Annotated in this window: 24 protein-coding genes; 7 read left to right on the forward strand and 17 right to left on the reverse strand. The window is 53.9% G+C overall.

Going from position 1 to position 23,052, the window contains the following annotated elements; translation table 11 throughout:
- Positions 1-96 precede the first annotated feature (96 nt).
- A complete protein-coding gene (gene sbcD, locus I6L53_RS16635) occupies positions 97-1,299 on the forward strand; it encodes an exonuclease subunit SbcD (protein ID WP_042324857.1) in 1,203 nt (400 codons plus the stop codon).
- Positions 1,296-4,439 carry an exonuclease subunit SbcC gene (gene sbcC, locus I6L53_RS16640; RefSeq protein ID WP_042324591.1) on the forward strand — a complete coding sequence of 1,048 codons (3,144 nt, stop codon included), beginning with the start codon at positions 1,296-1,298 and terminating at the stop codon, positions 4,437-4,439. The genes sbcD and sbcC overlap by 4 nt, the downstream gene beginning before the upstream one ends.
- Before the next feature lie 66 nt (positions 4,440-4,505).
- Here the strand turns inward: sbcC and mak are convergent, their stop codons facing one another.
- Positions 4,506-5,414, reverse strand: a complete 909-nt coding sequence (gene mak / locus I6L53_RS16645) for a fructokinase (RefSeq protein ID WP_042324592.1) — start codon at positions 5,412-5,414, stop codon at positions 4,506-4,508.
- A 126-nt stretch (positions 5,415-5,540) separates the two neighbouring features.
- Between mak and rdgC the strand changes: the two genes are divergently transcribed.
- Positions 5,541-6,452: a recombination-associated protein RdgC gene (gene rdgC / locus I6L53_RS16650; RefSeq protein WP_042324859.1), complete on the forward strand. Its 912-nt coding sequence runs from the start codon at positions 5,541-5,543 to the stop codon at positions 6,450-6,452.
- A 36-nt stretch (positions 6,453-6,488) separates the two neighbouring features.
- On the opposite strand, the gene ppnP is transcribed toward rdgC, so the two are convergent.
- From ppnP to I6L53_RS16675, 5 genes are all read right to left on the reverse strand, one after another.
- Positions 6,489-6,773 (reverse strand): pyrimidine/purine nucleoside phosphorylase, encoded by a 285-nt coding sequence (gene ppnP / locus I6L53_RS16655; protein WP_042324593.1) that lies wholly within the window; start codon positions 6,771-6,773, stop codon positions 6,489-6,491.
- 70 nt (positions 6,774-6,843) lie between these two features.
- Positions 6,844-7,521 carry an AroM family protein gene (locus tag I6L53_RS16660; protein WP_042324594.1) on the reverse strand — a complete coding sequence of 226 codons (678 nt, stop codon included), beginning with the start codon at positions 7,519-7,521 and terminating at the stop codon, positions 6,844-6,846.
- A gap of 252 nt (positions 7,522-7,773) precedes the next feature.
- Positions 7,774-7,965 carry a protein YaiA gene (gene yaiA, locus I6L53_RS16665; RefSeq protein WP_042324595.1) on the reverse strand — a complete coding sequence of 64 codons (192 nt, stop codon included), beginning with the start codon at positions 7,963-7,965 and terminating at the stop codon, positions 7,774-7,776.
- 25 nt (positions 7,966-7,990) lie between these two features.
- Positions 7,991-8,536 (reverse strand): shikimate kinase AroL, encoded by a 546-nt coding sequence (gene aroL, locus I6L53_RS16670; RefSeq protein ID WP_042324596.1) that lies wholly within the window; start codon positions 8,534-8,536, stop codon positions 7,991-7,993.
- 182 nt (positions 8,537-8,718) lie between these two features.
- Positions 8,719-9,177 carry a YaiI/YqxD family protein gene (locus I6L53_RS16675; RefSeq protein WP_042324597.1) on the reverse strand — a complete coding sequence of 153 codons (459 nt, stop codon included), beginning with the start codon at positions 9,175-9,177 and terminating at the stop codon, positions 8,719-8,721.
- A gap of 148 nt (positions 9,178-9,325) precedes the next feature.
- Between I6L53_RS16675 and proC the strand changes: the two genes are divergently transcribed.
- Positions 9,326-10,135 carry a pyrroline-5-carboxylate reductase gene (gene proC, locus I6L53_RS16680; protein WP_042324598.1) on the forward strand — a complete coding sequence of 270 codons (810 nt, stop codon included), beginning with the start codon at positions 9,326-9,328 and terminating at the stop codon, positions 10,133-10,135.
- Between the two features lie 15 nt (positions 10,136-10,150).
- On the opposite strand, the gene adrA is transcribed toward proC, so the two are convergent.
- The 6 genes from adrA to I6L53_RS16710 all read right to left on the reverse strand — a co-directional run bounded on the left by adrA (position 10,151) and on the right by I6L53_RS16710 (position 15,876).
- The gene (gene adrA, locus I6L53_RS16685) at positions 10,151-11,251 is read right to left on the reverse strand and encodes a diguanylate cyclase AdrA (protein ID WP_042324601.1); all 1,101 of its coding nucleotides are present in this window, start codon (positions 11,249-11,251) and stop codon (positions 10,151-10,153) included.
- A gap of 117 nt (positions 11,252-11,368) precedes the next feature.
- Complete coding sequence (gene psiF / locus I6L53_RS16690) at positions 11,369-11,689, reverse strand: phosphate starvation-inducible protein PsiF (RefSeq protein ID WP_042324603.1); 321 nt, start codon at positions 11,687-11,689, stop codon at positions 11,369-11,371.
- Positions 11,690-11,817: 128 nt separating this feature from the next.
- Positions 11,818-13,233, reverse strand: coding sequence for an alkaline phosphatase (gene phoA, locus I6L53_RS16695; protein WP_042324605.1), 1,416 nt, complete (start codon positions 13,231-13,233; stop codon positions 11,818-11,820).
- 98 nt (positions 13,234-13,331) lie between these two features.
- Positions 13,332-13,592 (reverse strand): anti-adapter protein IraP, encoded by a 261-nt coding sequence (gene iraP / locus I6L53_RS16700; protein WP_042324607.1) that lies wholly within the window; start codon positions 13,590-13,592, stop codon positions 13,332-13,334.
- A 250-nt stretch (positions 13,593-13,842) separates the two neighbouring features.
- Positions 13,843-15,048: a multidrug efflux MFS transporter gene (locus I6L53_RS16705; RefSeq protein WP_042324609.1), complete on the reverse strand. Its 1,206-nt coding sequence runs from the start codon at positions 15,046-15,048 to the stop codon at positions 13,843-13,845.
- Positions 15,049-15,216: 168 nt separating this feature from the next.
- Positions 15,217-15,876: an extensin-like domain-containing protein gene (locus tag I6L53_RS16710; RefSeq protein ID WP_084196660.1), complete on the reverse strand. Its 660-nt coding sequence runs from the start codon at positions 15,874-15,876 to the stop codon at positions 15,217-15,219.
- A gap of 128 nt (positions 15,877-16,004) precedes the next feature.
- On the opposite strand from I6L53_RS16710, the gene ddlA reads away from it, so the two are divergent.
- A complete protein-coding gene (ddlA, locus tag I6L53_RS16715) occupies positions 16,005-17,099 on the forward strand; it encodes a D-alanine--D-alanine ligase (protein ID WP_042324613.1) in 1,095 nt (364 codons plus the stop codon).
- A gap of 43 nt (positions 17,100-17,142) precedes the next feature.
- Here ddlA and I6L53_RS16720 read toward each other — a convergent pair whose 3' ends face one another.
- Positions 17,143-17,349: a DUF2754 family protein gene (locus tag I6L53_RS16720; protein ID WP_042324614.1), complete on the reverse strand. Its 207-nt coding sequence runs from the start codon at positions 17,347-17,349 to the stop codon at positions 17,143-17,145.
- Positions 17,350-17,605: 256 nt separating this feature from the next.
- On the opposite strand from I6L53_RS16720, the gene I6L53_RS16725 reads away from it, so the two are divergent.
- Positions 17,606-17,914, forward strand: a complete 309-nt coding sequence (locus tag I6L53_RS16725; protein WP_042324616.1) for a YaiY family protein — start codon at positions 17,606-17,608, stop codon at positions 17,912-17,914.
- Between the two features lie 13 nt (positions 17,915-17,927).
- Here I6L53_RS16725 and I6L53_RS16730 read toward each other — a convergent pair whose 3' ends face one another.
- The 3 genes from I6L53_RS16730 to I6L53_RS16740 form a co-directional block, all read right to left on the reverse strand.
- Positions 17,928-19,022 (reverse strand): DUF1615 domain-containing protein, encoded by a 1,095-nt coding sequence (locus I6L53_RS16730; RefSeq protein WP_042324617.1) that lies wholly within the window; start codon positions 19,020-19,022, stop codon positions 17,928-17,930.
- A 14-nt stretch (positions 19,023-19,036) separates the two neighbouring features.
- Positions 19,037-20,257 carry a peptide antibiotic transporter SbmA gene (gene sbmA, locus I6L53_RS16735; RefSeq protein WP_042324620.1) on the reverse strand — a complete coding sequence of 407 codons (1,221 nt, stop codon included), beginning with the start codon at positions 20,255-20,257 and terminating at the stop codon, positions 19,037-19,039.
- Between the two features lie 118 nt (positions 20,258-20,375).
- A complete protein-coding gene (locus tag I6L53_RS16740) occupies positions 20,376-20,909 on the reverse strand; it encodes an isochorismatase family protein (RefSeq protein ID WP_042324621.1) in 534 nt (177 codons plus the stop codon).
- A 328-nt stretch (positions 20,910-21,237) separates the two neighbouring features.
- On the opposite strand from I6L53_RS16740, the gene ampH reads away from it, so the two are divergent.
- A complete protein-coding gene (ampH, locus tag I6L53_RS16745) occupies positions 21,238-22,395 on the forward strand; it encodes a D-alanyl-D-alanine-carboxypeptidase/endopeptidase AmpH (protein WP_042324624.1) in 1,158 nt (385 codons plus the stop codon).
- Here the strand turns inward: ampH and iprA are convergent, their stop codons facing one another.
- Positions 22,396-23,019 carry a hydrogen peroxide resistance inhibitor IprA gene (gene iprA / locus I6L53_RS16750; RefSeq protein WP_042324626.1) on the reverse strand — a complete coding sequence of 208 codons (624 nt, stop codon included), beginning with the start codon at positions 23,017-23,019 and terminating at the stop codon, positions 22,396-22,398.
- Positions 23,020-23,052: the final 33 nt, after the last annotated feature.

A 23,052-nucleotide genomic window follows, 5' to 3' on the forward strand; every position in this document is an offset into this window, starting at 1 on the left:
AACCTTAGGTTGTTGATTTATGACACCCGAGAAACGAGATATTACAGCCCCCGAATGGTTATAATCCCCTTTATGCTTTTTTGCCATGGAACCGTTATGCGCATTCTTCACACCTCTGACTGGCATCTGGGACAAAATTTTTACAGCAAAAGCCGTGCCGCTGAACATCAGGCCTTTCTCGACTGGCTGCTGGAAACGGCGGTCGAACAGCAGGTGGATGCGATAGTCGTTGCGGGCGATATATTCGATACCGGCTCGCCGCCAAGCTATGCTCGTGAGCTCTACAACCGTTTTGTGGTCAACCTGCAGCAAACGGGCTGCCATCTGGTGGTATTAGCAGGAAACCACGATTCCGTCGCCACGTTAAATGAATCCCGCGACATTCTGGCGTTTCTCAATACCACGGTGGTGGCCAGCGCAGGTCATGCGCCGCAAATACTGAATCGTCGCGACGGTCAGCCCGGCGCGGTGCTGTGCCCGGTGCCATTTTTACGTCCACGTGACATTATCAGCAGTCAGGCGGGGCTGTCCGGTCAGGAAAAACAGCAGCATCTTCTGGGTGCCATCACCGACTATTACCAGCAGCAATACGAGGCTGCCTGCACGTTACGCGGCGATCTCGCCTTGCCGATTATTGCCACCGGTCATCTGACCACCGTCGGCGCCAGCAAAAGTGACGCCGTTCGTGACATTTATATCGGCACGCTGGATGCGTTCCCGGCACAAAACTTCCCGACCGCCGATTATATCGCGCTGGGCCACATCCACCGGGCGCAGAAGATTGGTGGTACAGAGCATATCCGCTACTGCGGCTCTCCCATCGCGCTGAGTTTTGATGAATGCGGCAAAAATAAGTACGTGCATCGGGTGGACTTCCAGGACGGCAAGTTAGCCAGCGTTGAGGAACTCACCGTTCCGGTAACGCAACCGCTGGCGGTGTTGAAAGGCGATCTCGCCGCGATTACCGGGCAACTGGAGCAGTGGCGTGATAGCGAGCAAAGCCCACCTGTCTGGCTGGATATTGAAATCACTACCGATGAATACCTGCATGATATGCAGCGTAAAATTCAGGCGCTGACGGAAACGCTGCCTGTTGAAGTGCTGTTAGTCCGTCGCAGTCGGGAGCAACGCGAGCGCATGTTGAGTAACGAACGCCGGGAAACGCTGAGCGAACTGAGCGTAGATGAAGTATTTTCGCGCCGCCTGGCGCTGGAAGAACTTGAGCCACCTCAATGCGAACGCCTGACGTCACTTTTTCGTCGCACGTTACAGACGCTGTCCGGGGAGCATGAGGCATGAAAATTCTCAGTCTACGCCTGAAAAACCTCAACTCACTGAAAGGGGAATGGAAGGTCGATTTCACGGCCGAGCCGTTTGCCAGCAACGGTCTGTTTGCCATCACCGGACCCACCGGGGCCGGTAAAACCACGCTGCTCGACGCGATTTGCCTGGCGTTGTACCACGAGACGCCTCGCCTGAATACCGTGTCACAATCGCAAAACGATCTAATGACCCGCGATACGGCGGAATGTCTGGCGGAAGTGGAGTTTGAAGTCAAAGGCGAAGCTTATCGTGCGTTCTGGAGCCAGAACCGTGCGCGCAACCAGCCCGACGGCAATTTGCAGGTTCCGCGCGTTGAACTGGCGCGCTGCGCCGACGGGAAAATCCTTGCCGATAAAGTGAAAGACAAACTGGAGATGACGGCGGATCTGACCGGGCTGGATTACGGCCGCTTTACCCGCTCAATGCTGCTCTCACAGGGGCAATTCGCGGCTTTCCTCAACGCTAAGCCAAAGGAGCGTGCGGAACTACTGGAAGAACTGACCGGCACGGAAATTTATGGACAGATCTCCGCCCAGGTCTTTGAGCAGCACAAAACCGCGCGCACCGAACTGGAAAAATTACAGGCGCAGGCCAGCGGCGTCACACTGTTAGCGCCAGAGGCGTTGCAGACGCTGACAGAAAGTTTGCAGGCGCTCACTGACGAAGAGAAGCAGCTGGTCACCCAACAGCGGACCGGACAGCAGCACCAGAACTGGCTGACGCGACAACACGAACTGCTGGCCGACGTCAACCAGCGTCAGCAGGCGCAGCGGGTTGCACAGGAGGCGCTGGAAAACGCCCAACCACAACTGGCGACGCTCAGTCTGGCGCAGCCTGCCAGAGCATTGCGCCCACTGTGGGAGCGTATTCAGGAGCAATCGGCTACGGTCACCCGCACTCGCCAGCAGATCAACGAAGTGAATACTCGCTTACAAAGCAGATTCGCGCTTCGCGATCGTATACGCCGCCAGGCTGAGCGGCAGTCCATCGCCCTGCTCTCCACGCAACAGACGCTCAACGAGTGGCTAAACGCACACGACCGCTTTCGCTTATGGAGCAACGAGTTAGGAGGATGGCGAGCCCTTTTTGCTCAGCAGGCCAGCGATAAGATTCAGATGGCGAAATGGCAGCAACAGCAGGTAAACGATAGCCGTAAGCTGGAATTGCTGCCACCGGTGACGCTCAATCTGACGGCGGATGAGGTCGCAACGGCGCTGGCGCAGCACGCGCTGCTGCGTCCCCTGCGCCAGCAGCTGCTTTCACTCCACGGTCAGCTAGCTCCCCGACTGACACGTCTGAATCAACTTCAGGCGGCGATTGCGCATAACAAGCAGGACCAGGCCCGGCTCAATACTCTGCTCGAGGCAAAGCGTCAACAGTATAAAGATAAATATCAGCAGTATCAGGATGTTAAAACCATTTGCGAACAGGAAGCGCGGATTAAAGATCTGGAAAGCCAGCGTGCGCTGCTACAGTCCGGTCAACCCTGCCCGCTTTGCGGTTCAACCGCTCATCCCGCTGTCGCGACGTATCAGGCACTCGAGCCCGGCGTTAATCAGGCGCGACGCGATGCGCTGGAGAAAGAGGTTAAAGCGCTGGCCGACGAAGGCGCCACGCTGCGTGGACAGTCGGAGGCGCTAAATCAGCAGCTACAGCGTGACGAAAGCGAAGCGCAAACGCTGGCTAAAGAAGAGCAAGCGCTCACTCAACAGTGGCAAACCACTGTCGATGCGCTGAACGTCACGTTAGTGCCGCAGGAAGATATTCAGCCCTGGCTGACAGCGCAGGACGAGCACGAGCAACAGCTTTATCAGCTCAGCCAACGCCATGATCTACAGGCGCAAATCACCGCCCATGCGCAACAGGTGACACAGTTCCGCCAGCAAATCGACCAGCGCGAGGCAGCGCTGTCAGCGCAGTTAAGCCGCTATACGTTGTCACTTCCGCAGGAAGGCAGCGAGGAAGCGTGGTTAAACGCCCGCGCGGCAGATGCACAAACGTGGCAGCAGCGACAGACGGAGTTGACGGCGTTGCAGGCGCGCATCGCACAGCTTACCCCATTGCTCGAAACGCTGCCTGCCGTGAGTTCCGATACTGAAGATGATGAAAGCGTGGCGCTGGAAAACTGGCGTCAGGTGCACGATGAGTGTGTGTCGCTGCACAGTCAATTGCAGACGTTACAGCAACAAGAGAAGCAGGAGACTCAGCGTGCTGCCGACGCGCAGTCGCAGTTCGATGCCGGGCTTGAACACAGCCCGTTTGCCGATCGGGCGGCGTTTCTTGCCGCGCTGCTGGATGATGAGGCGGTTACGCGTCTGGAACAGCTAAAACAATCGCTGGAAAACCAGCTTCAGCAGGCGCAGACGCTCGCCGCACAGTCAGCCCAGGCGCTGGCAGCGCATCAGCAACAGCCGCCTGAGGGACTGGACCTCACGCAGTCGGTTGAACACATTCAGCAAGCCGTGGCGCAGCTAAACGATCGGGTGCGCGACAATGCCACACGTCAGGGTGAAATACGTCAACAGCTAAAACAAGATAGCGATAATCGCCAACAACAGCAGGCGTTGATGGAAAAAATCGACAACGCGATGCAGCAGGTTGAGGACTGGGGCTATCTGAATGCCCTGATCGGCTCTAAAGAGGGTGATAAATTCCGCAAATTCGCCCAGGGGCTGACCCTGGATAACCTGGTGTGGCTGGCGAACAACCAGTTGACCCGCCTGCACGGACGGTATCTGTTGCAGCGCAAAGCCAGTGAAGCACTGGAACTGGAGGTAGTCGACACCTGGCAGGCCGACGCGGTGCGCGATACCCGAACGCTTTCCGGTGGCGAGAGCTTCCTTGTCAGTCTCGCGCTGGCGCTGGCGCTCTCCGATCTGGTCAGCCACAAAACGCGCATTGACTCACTGTTCCTTGACGAAGGCTTCGGCACGCTCGACAGTGAAACGCTGGATACCGCCCTTGATGCGCTGGATGCGCTCAATGCCAGCGGAAAAACGATTGGCGTGATTAGCCATGTGGAAGCGATGAAAGAACGTATTCCGGTACAGATCAAAGTGAAGAAAATCAACGGACTGGGCTACAGCAAACTCGACAAAATGTTTGCAGTGGAATAGTTCCTGCCGGTGGGGATTACAGGCCGGATAAGGCGCACAGGCGTCGCCCTCCGGCCTTTCCTTACGTTATTCCTGCGGCCACAGCCACGCGGCGCCGCGCACGCCGCTGGAGTCACCGTGCAGGGCTTTGCGCACCGGCGTTTCGCACTCCCCGCCGAACACAAACTGTTTAATCAGCGGTGGAATCGTTTTGTACAGGCGGTCAATGTTGCTCATCCCGCCGCCGAGAACGAAAACATCCGGATCGAGAATATTCACCACATGAGCCAGCGATTTCGCCAGCCGCAGTTCATAGCGGCTAAGCGCCAGTTCGGCCAGCGCGTTTTGCGCCTCCACCAGGCGGATAATTTCATTGCCTTTAAGCGGATTGCCGCTCAGGCGATGGTAATCGGTGGCGAATCCGGTGCCGGAAATAAACGTCTCAATGCATCCCTGTTTTCCACAGTAACAGGGGACTTCTTCACGGTAGCGAAGTTCATCCTCGTCCATCCACGGTAAAGGGTTGTGTCCCCATTCGCCCGCCGTACCGTTGCCACCGATGTGTGCCCGACCATTGAGCGCGACGCCCGCGCCGCAGCCAGTACCGATGATCACCGCAAAAACCGTCTGTGCTCCGGCGGCGGCGCCATCGACCGCCTCTGAAACGGCCAGACAGTTCGCGTCATTCGCCAGACGTACGTCACGTTGCAGACGCGCGCTGAGATCTTTATCAAACGGCTGACCGTTCAGCCAGGTCGAGTTGGCATTCTTCACCACACCGGTATAGGGCGAAATGGATCCGGGGATGCCGATTCCCACCGTGCCCGTTTGCCCGGTGGCCTTCTCCGCCATCGCCACCAGCGTGGCAATGGTCTCGATGGTTTGCTGATAGTCGTTTCGCGGCGTCGGCAGACGATGGCGGAACAGCTGCTCCCCTGCCTCACTGAGCGCAATGACTTCCGTTTTGGTGCCGCCTAAATCAATACCAATACGCACACGGTGTTCCTCATTTTTTAGGGAATATCAACAGAGTAGAGCGAGGCATTGGGAATGGCAATGCAAGCCCGCCGACAATTCGTTACTATACGCGCTGGATTTAACGACAAGGCCGTGGAAATTATCATGCTGTGGTTCAAAAATTTAATGGTTTACCGTCTTAGCCGCGATATTTCATTGCGTGCCGAGGAGATGGAAAAACAGCTAGCCTCGATGACGTTTACCCCTTGCGGTAGCCAGGATATGGCAAAAACGGGCTGGGTGCCGCCAATGGGATCGCACAGCGATGCGTTGACGCATACCAACAACGGCCAGATTTTGATTTGCGCGCGTAAAGAAGAGAAGATCCTGCCCTCTCCGGTGATCAAACAGGCGCTGGAAGCGAAGATCGCCAAACTGGAAGCCGAGCAGGCGCGCAAACTGAAGAAAACCGAGAAAGACTCGCTGAAAGATGAAGTGCTGCATTCGCTGCTGCCCCGTGCCTTTAGCCGTTTTAGTCAGACCATGATGTGGATCGACACCGTGAACGGGTTGATCATGGTGGACTGCGCAAGCGCGAAAAAAGCGGAAGATACGCTGGCGCTGCTGCGTAAGAGCCTCGGCTCTCTGCCAGTGGTTCCGTTGGCGCTGGAAAACCCGATTGAGCTAACGCTAACCGAATGGGTGCGTTCCGGCACCGTCGCTCAGGGTTTCCAGTTACTTGACGAAGCCGAACTGAAAGCGATGCTGGAAGACGGCGGTGTGATCCGGGCGAAAAAACAGGATTTGGTGAGCGACGAGATCGCCGTTCACATTGAAGCCGGTAAAGTGGTGACCAAGCTGGCGCTCGACTGGCAGCAGCGAATTCAGTTTATGATCTGCGATGACGGTTCGATCAAGCGTCTGAAATTCAGCGACGAACTGCGCGATCAAAACGAAGATATCGACCGGGAAGATTTCGCCCAGCGTTTTGACGCGGACTTTATCCTGATGACCGGTGAACTGGCCGCGTTGATTCAGAATCTGGTCGAAGGGTTAGGCGGCGAAGCGCAGCGCTAAATGAATATTCCCTCTCCGTGTGGAGAGGGAAAATCATTACAGATAGCGGCAAAGATAAGAGGTCGGTTCAGCGACCTGTAAATGAAACTCGCTATGGCCCGGGACGTTGAACACCTCTCCTGCGGCATACACCTTCCATTCGGTCGTATCCGGCAGTAACACATTCAACGCGCCGCTCACCACCGTCATCTCTTCAGGCTCTGCGGTGCCGAAGGTGTATTCCCCTTCCAGCATCACGCCCACACTGGCACGGCCAGTACTGCTGCTGGTAAAGCCGATTGATTTCACTTTGCCGGAAAAGTATTCATTACTTTGAAGCATAAACGGACCCTGTCTCGTTGGTAAATTGACAACCAATATAGGGGGCAGTCCTTTGGCCTGTCACGCAAAATTAAACCAGCAGTTCTGAAGCCAGTCGCGCAATGAGTACATTAGAGAGCAGCACCGGAACATCCAGCGATTTTTGCAGAACATCGCGGTGGTGCTGATGAAAACCCAGGCAATCGAGCATAATGACATCAGCGCCTTGCTCCAGCAGCGCTTTGCCGGCATCAATCAACTGTTGCGTGCTTCCATGCACCGGATTTGCCAAAGAATAGACAGGCGGAGACTGCAAAACCTGCCATTTTTCCGTCTGGGCCGCCATCAGCTCTTCCACCGGCACAATCACCCCCACCTGATGCCCATCGACAATCGAGGCCACCAGCGGCGGAATAATGCGTAACGGCTCCAGCAGAATGCTGTTACGCGCCGTCATGCTTTTAATTGAAGCCGTACTCAGCAACAAAATGACATCGTAGCCCTGGTTATCCAGCACTTCGACGACGCTTTGCAGGTCGCGCTCCACTTTCTGGCGTGAGACATAAGCCAGTTCATTATCGTTAAGCAGAGTGAGCAGCGTTTCCTCACCGGAATCGATTGCGTACTCAGTCAGAACATCATCACGACTCATTTTTCCGAGCAGACTGTGATGGGTGATATGTTGTTCGTCGATGTACTCAGTCAGAAGCGGTAAGACTTCGCTCATGGGTACAACACCGATTGTGAGGATGGCCAACGACGCACTCATTTTTTCCACCTTCTTTTTTACTTCGTCGTTTATTCCCGGGCAAATGCGCTGCACCACTGCCGACACTTACCTTTGCAAATGCAAAAAAGCGTAGCAGGCGCAGCACAAATCGCTGTGTAAAGATTCCAGATCATTCCAGTAATAGGTTGTTATTGTTTGATGTTAGTTTTCAGGTACAACGATTCATCGGTGAAAAATGTGATACAGGTTGGGTTTTAAGTCACTCAGATTCCATTCCGAGCCGCTCAGTCGTCAGGTTTTATCAGGATCTTCGTAACGGTTTTTCGCATCCATTGCTTCCTGCGCGCTGGGATGCTCGCTGATTAATGAATCCGGCTTCGGATGATCGGCACGCAACTGGTACCAGGTAACCGTCTGTCCCGGCGTCCCTTTCTCAATGGTGACAATATACGCTTCGCGTGGATAAGGCGGTTTGGTTGGCATAGGGCTTCCTTCTGTCGAATGAAGTTTAAGTATAGACCCCGCCTTGCCTGTATAGCGCGCTCTGCGCCAGTCTGCGCTGAATTTCAGAAATCACCTGGCTGGGTGAATTTGCTGCATCAATGACGAAATGGGCTGCCTCGCGATACAAAATATCCCGCTGTTGCAGTACCTCCTGCACCTCTTCGCTTAAGGGTTTACCGGTCAGGGTGGGACGCAACGCCTCTTCAGGCGACGCCTCAAGACGATTCACCAGCGTTGAGACCGGCGCGCTTAAATAAATAACGATGCCGTTATCACGCATAAAGTGGCGGTTATAGTCAGTGAGAATGATTCCGCCACCGGTCGCGACGACCGTCGACGGCGCAGTTACCGCCTCCAGCGTAGCCGTTTCTCTGGCACGGAATCCCGGCCAGCCCTCACGCTCAACGATTTCCGCCACGGTCATTTGTACCTGCGACTGCAGCCACTGGTCGGTATCCACAAACCGACAGCCAATTGCCGTAGCCAGCGCCATGCCAACCGTTGTTTTTCCACAGCCACGTGGGCCAACAAGATAAAGCGGTTGCGTCATAGTGGGCGTTCCCCAGAAAGCCGCAAAGCGGCGGGATCAGATGTCATTAAAGGAATAATCATACCATCAAACTAGTACAGCGTTAAGTGTAAAGAATTCATTCCATTAGAAATAGAAATATCAATGGATGCCCTACTATATCAAGAAATAGCGTTGAGGAAAGTGTAAAAAATAAATTACATTCATGCTTTTCGGCGTTTAACTTCCAGCCACCACTTTTCCAGCTCAGCCGCAAAATGCTGGCGATCGCGCGCAGAAAGGCTATCCGGGCCGCCCGTCTGGATCCCGCTGGCGCGCAACGTATCCATAAAATCGCGCATCGTCAAACGTTCCCGAATGGTCGATTCGGTATAGCGTTCACCACGAGGATTGAGCGCCGACGCTCCTTTCGCCAGCACCTCTGCGGCCAGCGGAATATCAGCCGTGATGACCAGATCGCCGGCCGCGCACTGACGCACAATCTCGTTGTCCGCCACGTCAAAGCCCGCCGCAACGCGCAGCGTGCGGATATACGGTGACGGCGGCACGCGCAGGCTCTGGTTCGCCACCAAAATCAGCGACATTTGCATGCGTCCGGCGGCACGATAGAGGATCTCTTTAATTACGTTCGGACACGCATCCGCATCCACCCATATGGTCATAGTGTCTCCCGTCTCTTGTGCAATCGGCTATTGTCTCGTGCTTTTGCGCTGCGGCAAAGTGCTGTTTACCCTTCATGCGTCTTTCAATCCGCGCTAAGCTAGGCTTTATCAAACAAAACAACAACTATCACCCATAGGGAGTGACGAGATGGAGAAGAAAATCGGTTTTATCGGCTGCGGTAATATGGGGAAAGCGATCCTCGGCGGCCTGATTGCCAGCGGTCAGGTGCTTCCGGGCCAGATCTGGGTCTACACCCCTTCCCCCGATAAAGTCGCCGCACTGCGCGACCAGTACGGTATCAACGCCGCGCAGTCCGCCCAGGAAGTAGCCCAGGTGGCGGATATTGTTTTCGGTGCCGTGAAGCCGGGCATCATGATCAAAGTACTCAGCGAGGTAACCTCCAGTCTCAATAAAGAGTCGCTGGTGGTCTCTATTGCGGCAGGCGTAACCCTCGATCAACTCGCCCGTGCGCTGGGACACGACCGGAAAATCGTACGCGCAATGCCGAACACGCCGTCGTTGGTTAATGCCGGGATGACCTCGGTGACGCCAAACGCGCTGGTTACCCCGGAAGATACCGCTGACGTGTTGAATATTTTCCGCTGCTTTGGCCAGGCCGAAGTGATTGCCGAATCGATGATTCACCCGGTGGTTGGCGTTAGCGGTTCCGCCCCGGCGTATGTCTTTATGTTTATCGAAGCCATGGCCGATGCCGCTGTGCTGGGTGGAATGCCGCGTGCGCAGGCTTACAAATTTGCCGCTCAGGCGGTCATGGGCTCCGCGAAGATGGTGCTGGAAACGGGTGAACATCCTGGGGTACTGAAAGATATGGTCTGTTCGCCTGGAGGGACGACGATTGAAGCGGTTCGGGTACTGGAAGAGCGAGGATTTCGCGCGGCAGTGATTGAAGCGATGGCGAAGTGTATGGAGAAGTCAGAGAAACTCAGTAAATCCTGAGTGGATAACCGGACGTCAGGCCGCCACTTCGGTGCGATTACGTCCGGCGTTCTTTGCTTTGTAGAGCGCCAGATCGGCTGATTTCAGCCATTCCCGGTAGTGGCCAAACTGCGGGGTTAACGGTGCAACGCCGACGCTGATATGCAAAATGACCTGCGGCGCGCAGGCCAGGCGTAATCCGTGTAATCCCTCGTGAACACGCGACATCGCCGCTATGGCGCTCTCTGCAGGCGTGCCGCACATGATCACCGCAAATTCATCACCGCCAAAACGCCCAATCACATCGCTCCCGCGCAGGGTCAATCTCAACTGCCGGGTCAGCGCCAGAATGGCTTCGTCGCCAACGTCATGTCCCCAGGTGTCGTTAATACGCTTGAAGTGGTCGATATCGATAATTAGCAGCGTGGCATCCCGATGCTGGCGACGGCAATGCTCAAATTCATTGCGCAGCAATATTTCCCAGTGCCGTCGGTTGTAAACCCCCGTCATGCCATCACAGGTGCTCATCACCTGCAACCGGCGCTTGTGCTGTGCCAGTTTTGTCGCGGCCTGATAGCTTATCCAGGAGAACAACAGCGGATATATCACAATGACCGGAAGCGTCAGCACTCCTTCTAACGCCGTGCTTGTTAAGGCCAGAGAGACGCCCGTCAGTTGCAGCGTGACCAGACAAGCAACCACCATCAGGGCAAATCCGGCAACAAACAGTCGGACACCGCCTGCCCCCATCAGATTCATACAGATAATCATCAACAATGCGGTAGAAGGCAGCGCATTCCCCCCCATCAGACCGACCCACATTCCGGCGAGGACCGCATCCGTTTTTAAATTGGCGAATTCCCGGCTCAGCGGATCGGCGGCTCTGCTGGCGATCTGCCAGGCCAGGTGCGGCCAGACGAACGCCCATCCCACCAGCAACAACCACCAGACACCGGATACCGGGCTTGCGACCAGTGCGGTGGCGACAGGGAAAAACATTCCCCCCAGCGCTACTGCACGCGGCACTCTCACTCGCCGGGCGAATCGCAGTCCAGAGCGTTGATGGTCATTTTGCTGCGATGAAAAAGATGCTTCATCCAGGTCGACCGCTGTTTTGTAAAAGTTTTCGTCATTCATTATTTTTTGGGAACATTCTGAAACATTTTCCCAAATTATAGAGACGGGTCTGGCGGGGAAAGTATGATATTTCGGGTGAGCATTTTTCTTTGCTCACCCGTTAGCACTATGTCGGCGCTACGCCGCTTTCTTCAGGCAGGCACTCATAAACTTACTGCGATCGTCACCTTTCAATGATTGTTCCGTCGCCTGGACGTTGCATTCGCGCATTTTTTGCTGTTGCGGCGTCAGACTTTTTTCATCGGGAGCTGACTTACTGTTTTTAAGGCAATCGCTCATGTACGTCTTACGGGCATCTCCTTTCAACGTCTTCGCTGTCGCCTGTTGATTACAGGTGGTCATGCGCTGCTGCTGTGGCGTTAATGTTTTCTCTGCCGCACCAACGGTCGTTAAAAAGATCAAGCCAAACAATAGGGTAACCAGTAATGTTATTTTCATAGCACCATCCTTTTTTGAGTATTCACTCGACTATCTCCCGCGAGTAAACGCGGGGAGAGTCAGATAAGTCTGGCTGCTAACGATAAAAAAACCACCCGACAGCAAAAGTAATCCTGCCGGGGGCTGGATTATTTCAGGCCCAACGCGGCCTTCATGGTATAGAACAGATCGGTTTGATCGGTCAGTCCGACCACATTGGCCGCATGAGGACCGTAGGCCGCAATGCGTAACTGGCTGCCCGTATGCTCCTGAGACTCCTCTTCGGAGTTGCCGTAGCTGATCACCATCACGGCACCATCTTTGGTATTTAGCGCCTGAGTCAGGCCCGGTGCTTTTGTCTCCGGCGCGACGATCTGGCTGGCGTGGGCGTGATCGGCGGTGACAATCACCAGCGTGTTCCCGTCTTTCTTCGCAAAGGCCAGCGCGCGCTGTACGGCTTCATCCAGATCCACCGTCTCGCCAATCTGTCCGCAGGGGTTGGCGGCGTGATCCTGTTTATCGATAGAGGCGCCTTCCACCTGCAAGAAGAATCCTTTCTCATTTTTGCTGAGCAACTCAATGGCTTTGTCGGTCATTTGCGCCAGCGTTGGCACACTCTCGTCTCGTTTAGGGTTCGGCGTACAGGTCACGGCGGGCTTATCAATATTGCCATGATAAGACGCTTTGGGGCCTTCCCAGCGCACGGGCATGTTGCCATCAGAGAAAAGTCCCAGCAGCGGTTTGTCCTGATTCGCTTCACCAATTGCCGCCAGCGAGGCCGCGTCGCCGACCAGTTGGTAGCCCCGGGCCTCCGCCTGTTCACGCAGCGTTTTTCCTTGCCACTCGCCCGCCGTCGCGGTTTCGGTGAACGTTTTCGCGCCGCCGCCCAACGTCACATCTGCACGGGCATTCAGAAGTTGCTCGGTAATCGAACCTTTTCCGCCTTTTTCCAGCGCATTCGTCGGACATTTTTCGCTCGTCACGCTCGGACCATAACATTTCCGCGACGTGACGTGCGCCACCAGCGCGGCAGGCGTGGCATCCTGCAGCTCTGCGGTCGAGACGTTACCCGTCGCCAGGCCTGCCGCTTTCGCCATTTCCAACAGCGTCGTGTGATCTTTTTCGTGAATATCGACACCCAGCGCGCCATTATAGGTTTTCACGCCAGTTGTCCATGCGGTCGCCGATGCAGCAGAATCTGTCACGTAATCCGGCTTACCGGTTTTTTTATTCAGTGCATAGTGGGTGTATTGGCCGGTGAGCGGTAAGGCATCAATCCCTTTAAAATAACCACCTGCACCTTCAGCATAATTTCGCGCAGCGGTAATTTCTGAATCACCCATACCATCGCCAATCAATAAAATAATATTTTTTGCTGGTTTATCATTCAGTGATTCGCGCAATGCTTGTGTTTGATCGGCCGATAATCGGCGTGCTCCGCCAGGTGTTGTAATATCACCCTGCGCGGCGCGGTTGTCCAGAACCGACATTGATGATGTTTCAGAATGGCTGACGGGGATATACAACAGCGGTAACAATGCAAGAGCGATAGCGCTTCGTTTCACTTTATTTTCTCCATGTACTCAATACACTTAAAATAAAAACAAAGCGACTATAGGTCTCTGATATGACAGGTTTATGACAGCGTAGAAACTGAATATCACTAGTAACGAGGATGCCTCAATAACTTACGTACATACTGGCGCAGCAACTCCGTATCGTTATCCGGAACGCTCGCATCGGGCTTTACGCCGTCAAGTGCGCCCTCAACCTGGTGAATCAGCTGTTGCTGTTCGCTCTGAGCCATATTGCGCAGCATCGCTGTAACGATAATCTCTAATGCTTCTACCTGAGCAACCAGTTCTTTTGACTCTTCCTCTTTCTGGGCAAGCTTAAGCAACAACTCGGCTATTAGATTTTTCATGACCGCATTTCCTTATCTAAAGAAGGCTGACGGTATCACTATGAATCCATGCTGCCTAGAGTCTGAAAGTATTATTTTTATGAGAAAGGAAAGACTTTGCGTAAATAATCACAGAATACGGTGAGCGAAACGTTTCTCGCAGGAAAACAGCCCCTGAATAACCGCCAGGAATAAAATAGTCACCCCCGGCCATAATTTAAAGTTATGACAGAAAAATGACTAATTTTACTTAAGTCATATTTTTACCGTTTTACACCCGCTTACGGATATTTTGCCGCTGGCGCAGAACAAGGGCTAACTGACAAATGTTAATCATCACGATGACCGCAGTGGCAATAAATACCCAACGAAATCCCGCCATTGCCGATACCGTAGCCCCCATCAGTGGGCCGGCGACGTTGCCAAGATACATAAACGATTGGTTATAACCAAAAATACGCCCGGTAATCTGGTCACTGGAGTATTTGACCAACAGCGTCTGGACGGCAGGCAGCATTGCGCCATCGGCAAAGCCAAGCAGAAAACGTAATATCCCAAGCTGAAAAGGCGTCGTGACCCACGACATGGCAAAAAACAACACGACCGCACAAATCAGCGTTGCCATCAGGATCCTTTCGGTGCCGATGCGATCCCCGAGTTTACCCAGTCGGGGCGCGGAGATAAGCGCGGAGACCCCAGGCACCGAGGCAATTAATCCACTCAGAAAAGCAATATTATTACTGTCCGGGGCCATCGACTTAATAAATAGCGCCAGAATCGGGCTGATTGAACCATTGCACAACTGAATCACCAGGGTGGTGAAAAACAGGCTGATCACCAGCGCCGGATACGGCAGCGAAGCAAATACGGCTTTCCCGCTCAACCGTTCGCTCTTTTTCAGCGTCGGACGGACGCCTTCTTTAATCAAAAAGAGAGTGACCAGAAAGCTGACGACCAGCAGTATTGCAGTAATGAAAAAGACCGGGCGTAACCCCACATGATCGGCAATAAAACCGCCCATCAACGGGCCGCCAATCACGCCGCTGATTTGCGCGGTCGCCAGAGTACTGAGAGCCCATCCGCTGCGCTCACGAGGCACCTGAGACGCCACCAGCGCCATCGCGTTTGGAATATAACCGGACGTTAAGCCCATGATGCCGCGTAGCAGGAAAAGCTGCCAGACGTTGGTGGCAAAGGCTTGCAGCAAGATCGCAATCGCCATGCCGAGCGAAGCGCGCAGCAGCATCAGCTTGCGACCTTTACGGTCTGCCAGACTTCCCCACAGCGGAGAGACAATCGCAGAGATTAAGAATGTGACACTGAACGTCAGACCGGACCACATCGAGAGCGCTTCGTGGGAGGTTACCCCGAGTTGCGAAATATACAGCGGCAAAAAGGGCAGGATTTGACTGATTGCCAGACCGGTAAAAAAGCAGCCAAACCAGACGGAAATGAGATTAACTTTCCAGGATTCCATAAACGCTCATCGTGATAAATAGCAGAAAACGCCGGTTAGTTTAACAATCTCCACGTCTGTCAGGGGATCCTGAGGTGCGCTGCCGCGTAATTTGATATTTTATCTTCCCGTTCATCATTTTTGTGAAATACATCACATTAAAACCCAACAGCCAGCAGGGCTTTATGCTTAGCGGCAGAGGCCAACTCCTCGCATCCCCAGGTGAAAATGGTTGGCGTGGGCCGCGTTGTAGTCCGGTCCTAAGCCGTTGCCATAGTATTGACAGCTTACGCTGAGCAACGCCCGTAGCCATGGTGCGCTTTTCTCCTGCCTCCAGCCGCGCAGAACGGTGAAATGCCGACCGTCAGCAAGCCTAAAGCCGCTGATATCCAGAGCCTGTGCGCTGGCGTGCTCGCTACGGCGCGCGTCAGGGCGATGGTAAATATTGCGACAGGCGAAGCTGCCAAGATGCTCGATCCGGGTAAGTCGGCTCATCATCAGACGTTCCGTCAATGGCGCAGCCTGCTGCTCAACATACAGCGCAGAACTCAGTGCCAACGGACAGGAAGCAAGGAAGCTGCTGCTCAGTTTAACGGCGCCAAAATCCCGCACCCGCACCACGTTGGTTAAGGGACATTCACCGGCGCTGTCGGGCACGGGCTGCGACGTGATTAGCTTCTGCTGGTTTGCCTGCTGCAACAGCGTCTGACAATGCGCCGGCGTAAGACGTTTAAGTTTAAATTGAGTGAGCCAGTTTGGTGGGTCAGTTAACTCAAGAGGGGCGAATGGGTTGTAATAAGACGGCAGATAGCGATATCCCACGCCACACGCCACGCCCAGAGTTATCATCAACAGCCAGCCTTTTCCTTTCACGCCCCCTCCCGTGCAATTCTCCCTAACATTATGGCAGAAGCCCGCGAATCCCTCGTTTTGTCGTGGTAATGTATACGCTTTGTGTTCGAGGGAATGGGTTTAAGATGGCAAAGTTGCGGGTAGGTATCGTATTTGGTGGTAAATCAGCGGAACATGAAGTGTCATTGCAATCGGCAAAAAATATTGTCGATGCCATCGACAAGACGCGCTTTGAAGTTGTGTTGTTAGGCATTGATAAGCAAGGGCAGTGGCACGTCAGCGATGCCAACAATTACCTGCTCAATGCAAACGATCCGGCGCATATTGCGCTGCGTCCTTCTGCAACCAGCCTGGCCCAGGTTCCGGGCAGACATGCACAGCAGTTGATTGATGCGCAGAATGGTCAGCCGCTGCCGACCGTGGACGTGATTTTCCCGATTGTACACGGCACGCTGGGTGAAGATGGTTCACTACAGGGAATGCTGCGCGTGGCGAATCTGCCCTTCGTCGGTTCCGACGTGCTGGGCTCAGCGGCATGCATGGATAAAGACGTCACCAAACGTTTGTTGCGTGATGCCGGACTGCATATCGCACCGTTTATCACGCTGACGCGAGCCAACCGCAACACGATAAACTTTGCCGAGGTAGAAGCCCGTCTTGGTCTGCCGCTGTTCGTTAAGCCCGCGAATCAGGGATCGTCGGTTGGCGTCAGTAAAGTCACCAGCGAAGCGCAGTACGATCAGGCTGTCGCCCTGGCGTTCGAATTCGATCACAAAGTGGTTGTCGAGCAAGGAATCAAGGGGCGTGAGATCGAGTGCGCAGTGTTGGGCAACGATCATCCGCAGGCCAGCACCTGCGGCGAGATCGTTCTCAATAGTGATTTCTATGCCTACGACACCAAATACATTGATGATAACGGCGCGAAAGTGGTAGTCCCTGCGGCGATTGAGCCTCAGATCAACGACAAAATCCGCGACATTGCCATTCAGGCGTATCAGACGCTGGGCTGCGCCGGCATGGCGCGCGTCGATGTCTTCTTAACCGCCGACAATGAGGTAGTGATCAATGAGATCAACACCCTGCCAGGCTTCACCAACATCAGCATGTATCCGAAACTGTGGCAGGCCAGCGGTTTAGGGTACACCGATTTGATCACCCGTTTGATCGAGCTGGCGCTGGAGCGACACGCTGCGGATAATGCGCTGAAAACCACGATGTAATCTGCCCTTTCCCGGTAAGCCTGATGGCGTTTTACTGTCAGGCTTACGCCGCGTCATCCTCTGCGCGACGACGAATAATCAATCCTGCCAACCAGAAACCGATCGCCCAGGTCACGAGCCCCACGGCATAGGTTTGCCAACCTTTGGCTTCAAAGCCCAACAACCCAACAACACCGTTCAAAATGAAAATCAGCCCGATAGCAAAAGCATAGTAGTGCCAGTCACGGCGTATTTTTACAGGCAGGTTCATGGCAACTCCCGATCGAAAAAAAGTATCGTCGCATATTACGGGAAAGCGGTCTGTGTTGTGTGCGGAATTTCTTAAATGTTGCCAAATTTAATTTAAGGTAAACAATTTGTGACAAACGACAAAAATCTGCAATCCAGGATTCATCCCAGACCGAAATTACCATCATTCTGATATTGACAAACGCGATGACCTGTCAGACTCACGGTAAGTTACTGGCATGGTGTCAGAGATGCAGAATTACTCGCGGAGGTCATTTATGGCTGATTTCACTCTCTCAAAATCCTTGTTTAACGGGAAACATCGAGAAACCGCCTCGACGCCTGGCAACATCGCTTATGCCGTGTTTGTTCTGTTTTGTTTCTGGGCCGGAGCGCAGCTCCTGAACCTGCTGGTTCACGCGCCAGGGGTATATGAACACCTGATGCAGGTACAAGAGACGGGACGACCACGCGTGGAGATTGGACTGGGCGTCGGGACCATCTTTGGTCTGGTGCCGTTTCTGGTCGGCAGTCTGATTTTCGGCGTCATCGCCGCCATCCTGCGCTGGCGCTACCGCCGCCAGTAATAGCCTGCGACGATTACTGCCCCATGCACTTAGCCCGACGATCGTCGACCCGTTTTGCAAACCAGGCCGTGGTGAGACTACGGGTGATTTTCGGGCTTTCAAGCTGAATACCTGGCAGCATTTCTCGCGGCAATACCTTCCCCGTTTTTGTCTCAGCAAGCTTAAAGACCTTTTCGTAAAGTGCCGTCTCTTCAAACGCGAGACTGTCGCCTTTCTCCAGTTGCCGACGGATCGCGCTCTCGCTGAGATCCAGTTGGTCCGCCAGTTTACGCACTGCCAGCTCCGTTTTACCGGCCTCTTTACTGCCGTAGGCGATCAGGTCACCATCCAGCGCCAGTTTCACACCGCTGGCTTTACTGACCGCGTTCTGAAACGCGGCGTTACGGCTGGCATACCATCCGGCGTTAAAGTCGGCAAAGCGGAAAATCGGCGCGCTGTAGTTTGCCGGGTAATTGAGTAAATGATAGGTTCCGAACCAGAGTCCACCGCGACGGCTGAACACTTCCTGGCGCACCGTTCCCTCCATTTTCCACGGATACCCTTTGCTGTGCTGTTCGGCAAACGCAATGCTGACCTGCATCGGGCCACCGGTGTGTACCGGATTGAGAGAACCGAACAGCGTCTGCCCCATCGGCACCATATTGATAAAATCATCAAAAATGGCGCTGAGCTGTTTTTCCGTTTTTACCGTATCCAGCCGCTCGCTGTAGCTTTTCCCGTTCGGGGAGGTGATTTTCAGCGCCGTATGCACGAGGAAAACCGGGATGTGCATCCGCTCGGCACGTCGGTCTATCTCCCGCCAGGCAATTTTGCTCAATCCCGGAACGGCCGGATCGGCCTGATAGTTGGATTCCTGCTGCGCAACCGCCAGCACCGAACAGATATTTTCCACCGTGGGTGCCAGCTTCTGGCTCTCAAAAGTTTTGGCGATATCCTGCGCCCAGCTATCCCTATCCTTCACGCTGGCCGGCATTTTCTGGCGCACCACGCTCGCGACGTTTACCGGTTTCTCGCCTTTTTTCAACGGTTGCGAGGGCTGACTGCTACATCCTGCCAGCACCAGCCCGGCCAGCAATGACAATGGGAAAAGACGAGACACCGCCGACATAACGTTTCCTTTTGTTAACCAAGTGTATGGGTGACAGCCTGAATATCCCGCTCGTCCAGTTCGCGCTCAAAGCTGCGCAGACGTTTATAGATCGACATCAGTTCGACCAGCGTCGTCCACGAGTCGATCAGGTACTGGAACGCACCCCGCACCTGGCCAAAGACGTTGGTAATTTGCGTCATCAGACCCAGCGTAATCGTACCGGCAACAATCGACGGAAACAGCAGGAACAAACCGAAAACGTTATCCACCTGCAGGTAGAGAATGCGCGCGATATTAAAATACATATAGTGAAAATAGAGGCGGAAATAGTTCTGACGAACCGCACTGAACAGCTCGCGAACCGTCGGCGGCGTGGCACGGTTGGCGTCGTCTTCCCCGTACACCAGCTCTTTACGATAAGCCGCTTCCACTCGCTGATTTTTAAACTCCAGGCCAGGGAGTTTGATCCCGACCACCGCCAGCAAACCGGTCCCCATCAGTGACCAGACGATTGCCGCAATCACCAGGCCGTAAGGCACATGGCCGACAATTGGCAGTTCAGGCACGTGCGGAGACAGCGCTATCAGCACCGGCAGGAAGGCGATCAGCGTCATAATGGCCTTGATGAAACTCACCCCCATGCTTTCCAGCGTTGAAGCAAAACGCATGGTGTCTTCCTGCACACGCTGCGCCGCCCCCTCGATATGGCGCAGATGCTGCCACTGCGCCATGTAATATTCGTTCATCGCCGTACGCCAGCGGAACACATAGTGGCTGACAAAAAAGTTGTTCAGCACGCTAATCACCACGGCAATCAGCGCAATGCCAAGGAAGACCCCCAGTTCGTTATAGAACTGGCTCATGGTGACTTTATGCGGCGCGCTAAGGGCGGTCTGGATCAGATCGTAGAATGGCGCGTACCAGGCGTTGACGGCCACCCCCACTTCAACCAGAAACCAGGTGACGAAGATAATCAGCGAGGTGCCAAGAATCGACCAGTACTGCCAGCGATGCGGACTGTAGAGAAACCAGAACAACGCAAACAGCCCAACACAAAGCACGTAGTAGGCGTAAAAAATCAGGTAGCTCAGCGACCAGAAGCGGGCTGCACTAATGGGCACAGTACCCGTTGCGCCCGTCAATCGCACAACCCAGTCACCCCCACCGGCTTGCCAGAAAATAACCGCGACTAATGCCCAAATGAAAGCCGAAAGGAAAAAAGGACCCGGCTTTGGGAAAAAAGACTTAAACATGATGCTCTCCTGCTAACTTCTTATCGTTATGACAACTGCTGTGTTTTTCCGCCGCGCGGGTTGAAAAATAGACTGTCACAACAGGCGAAACCGCCCATTGTGACCAACATGGTGGCGCTTAGTTCGTTTTCCAGTCCTGAAGAATTGTTTCGACGGGTTTCACACACACCGGATTGCCCGGCACGATCAGATTGCGCCAGACATCATTATGGTGCGCAATCAGCGTCTGGGCCGGGGCGGCCGGGCGATGAGCGGTCGTATGGGCATCTTCCGCAACCGTAATACGATAACCCCGACTGGCACCGTTTCTGATGGTAGTATCGACGCAATAGTCCGTCGCGCAGCCGCAGATGACAAAGTGCGAAATCGCCTCATCACGCAGCAACTGTTCGAGCGCCGTTTTATAAAAGGAATCGCACGCGGTTTTCGTGACATATTTTGCATTCGCGGGCGTGTTCAGTTCAGGCAGCAGTGCGAACCCCGCACTCCCCTCCTCCAGTCCTCCTGACTCGGCATGCTGAATAAAAATCGTGAGATCTGCCGCCCGGGTGAGTTGATTGATGCGTTCCACGCACGCTTCCCGATGAAGACGCGGCGTGGCAAACACGCCGATTTGCATATCAACAACCATCACAACCCGTTTCTCAGACATTGTCAGCTCCATCAAGAAGTAGTAATGCAAGATTATTGCACGCCCAGGATCACAAAAGCGGACTTTCTTTCGCGGCAAAAGCGCCTCATTTACGCGCCGTTACGTTTTTCTCACTATCCTTGCTCTAATTAGCGCTTTGCAATATGCCGTTGCGTAGTATAAATACGCATACACATCAGCCTTAAGGCGGCCTCTTTGTTGGCTACGCGCGTAAACCCCGGTCACATAGTTAACTATGCTCATGGGAATTTACTCGCTTGTCGCCTCAAGGTATCCTGGCTGATCTCGTGTAATGTTTTTCACTTCATCTCATTCATGGACAATACCGTTGAAACGTAGTCTGCTTTTTTCTGCCGCGCTGTATGCGGCGTCATTGACCTCAGTCCAGGCAGCTCAGCCTGTCGCCGACCCGGTTTTTGCGTCTGATATTGTCGAGCGTTACGCCGAACATATTTTTTATGGCAGCGGGGCGACGGGAATGGCGCTCGTCGTGATCGACGGTAATCAGCGCGTTTTTCGCAGTTTCGGCGAAACCCGTCCAGGCAATAACGTACGCCCGCAACTGGATTCAGTCATTCGCATTGCGTCACTGACCAAACTGATGACCAGTGAAATGCTGGTGAAACTGCTCGATCAGGGGACGGTTAAACTGGACGATCCGCTCAGTAAATATGCCCCCGTCGGCGCACGCGTGCCATCGTATGAGGGAAAACCGATCACGCTGGTTAATCTGGCGACGCACACCAGCGCGCTGCCCCGTGAACAGCCTGGCGGCGCGGCAAAACGTCCGGTGTTTGTCTGGCCGACCCGGGAGCAACGCTGGAGTTATCTCTCTACTGCATCCCTGAAAGCCGCACCGGGGTCGCAGGCGGCCTATTCCAACCTGGCGTTCGATCTGCTGGCTGATGCACTGGCAAATGCCTCTGGCAAACCTTATACCCAGTTGTTTGAAGAGAAGATCACCCGCCCGCTGGGCATGAAAGACACTACCTATACTCCCTCTCCCGATCAGTGCAAACGTCTGATGGTGGCGGAAAAAGGGGCCAGTCCGTGTAATAACACACTGGCGGCCATCGGTAGTGGCGGCGTTTATTCAACACCGGGCGACATGATGCGCTGGATGCAGCAGTATCTGTCCTCTGATTTTTACCAGCGCAGCAATCAGGCCGACAGAATGCAGACGCTGATTTATCAGCGCACACAGTTAACGCGAGTAACGGGCATGGATGTCCCCGGTAAAGCCGATGCGTTAGGATTAGGCTGGGTTTATATGGCACCGAAGAATGGACGCCCGGGAATTATTCAAAAGACCGGCGGTGGCGGTGGGTTTATTACCTATATGGCAATGATTCCGCAAAGAAATGTGGCCGCGTTTGTCGTCGTCACTCGCTCCCCGCTCACCCGTTTTACCAATATGAGTAACGGTATTAACGATCTGGTCGTCGAACTGAGTGAAAATACTCCGCGCGTGGTTCCAGCATCTTAATCAATATTCAGAAGGCAAACGGTTGATACCCATCAGTTTGCCTTTATTCATTTCGATATAGCCGCCTTTACGTAATGCTGCCAGTACTTCTGCCACTACAGAACGCGAGATTCGCGTGCGCTGATGTATATAATTCATGACTCCAATGCGGGAGCGTAATCCGTCCTCCCATTCAATCATTGAAATCAATGTCGAACGAATTTGTTCGTAAGAGTTTTTACCGATTAACTGCCAGTCTCGTTGTTCCATTATACGGTTCTGCCATGTTAACCAGTAGAATGCTTCACGCCACAACTGACATTCTTCAATAACCGCAACGGTTTGTGAGGAAGAGAGAGAGTATCCCGAACACATCCCCTCGCTAAGGAGATCGTACTGAACATCATTTTTCATCACCCCATTAGTCAGTCCCATAATGAAAGGCGCCTGGCCAATACCAACAAGAATCTGTTCATTGCGTCTTAACGAGATAATTCCTTCCAGAATCACTACTGTCGTGTCTGGGTTCTTTTCTGTGGAATAGAGAAGATGCTTTTCATTAGCATATGAAAAACGAGTGCCATATTTAGACAACGACTTATCGAGCTGAGCAAATTCTTTTAGCGGTTTATTCAGAGATAACATCTGCGCGTTCCTTACATTAATGCCCGTCAAATC

This window comes from Citrobacter farmeri, assembly GCF_019048065.1.
In the GTDB taxonomy this organism is placed as follows: Bacteria; Pseudomonadota; Gammaproteobacteria; order Enterobacterales; family Enterobacteriaceae; genus Citrobacter_A; species Citrobacter_A farmeri.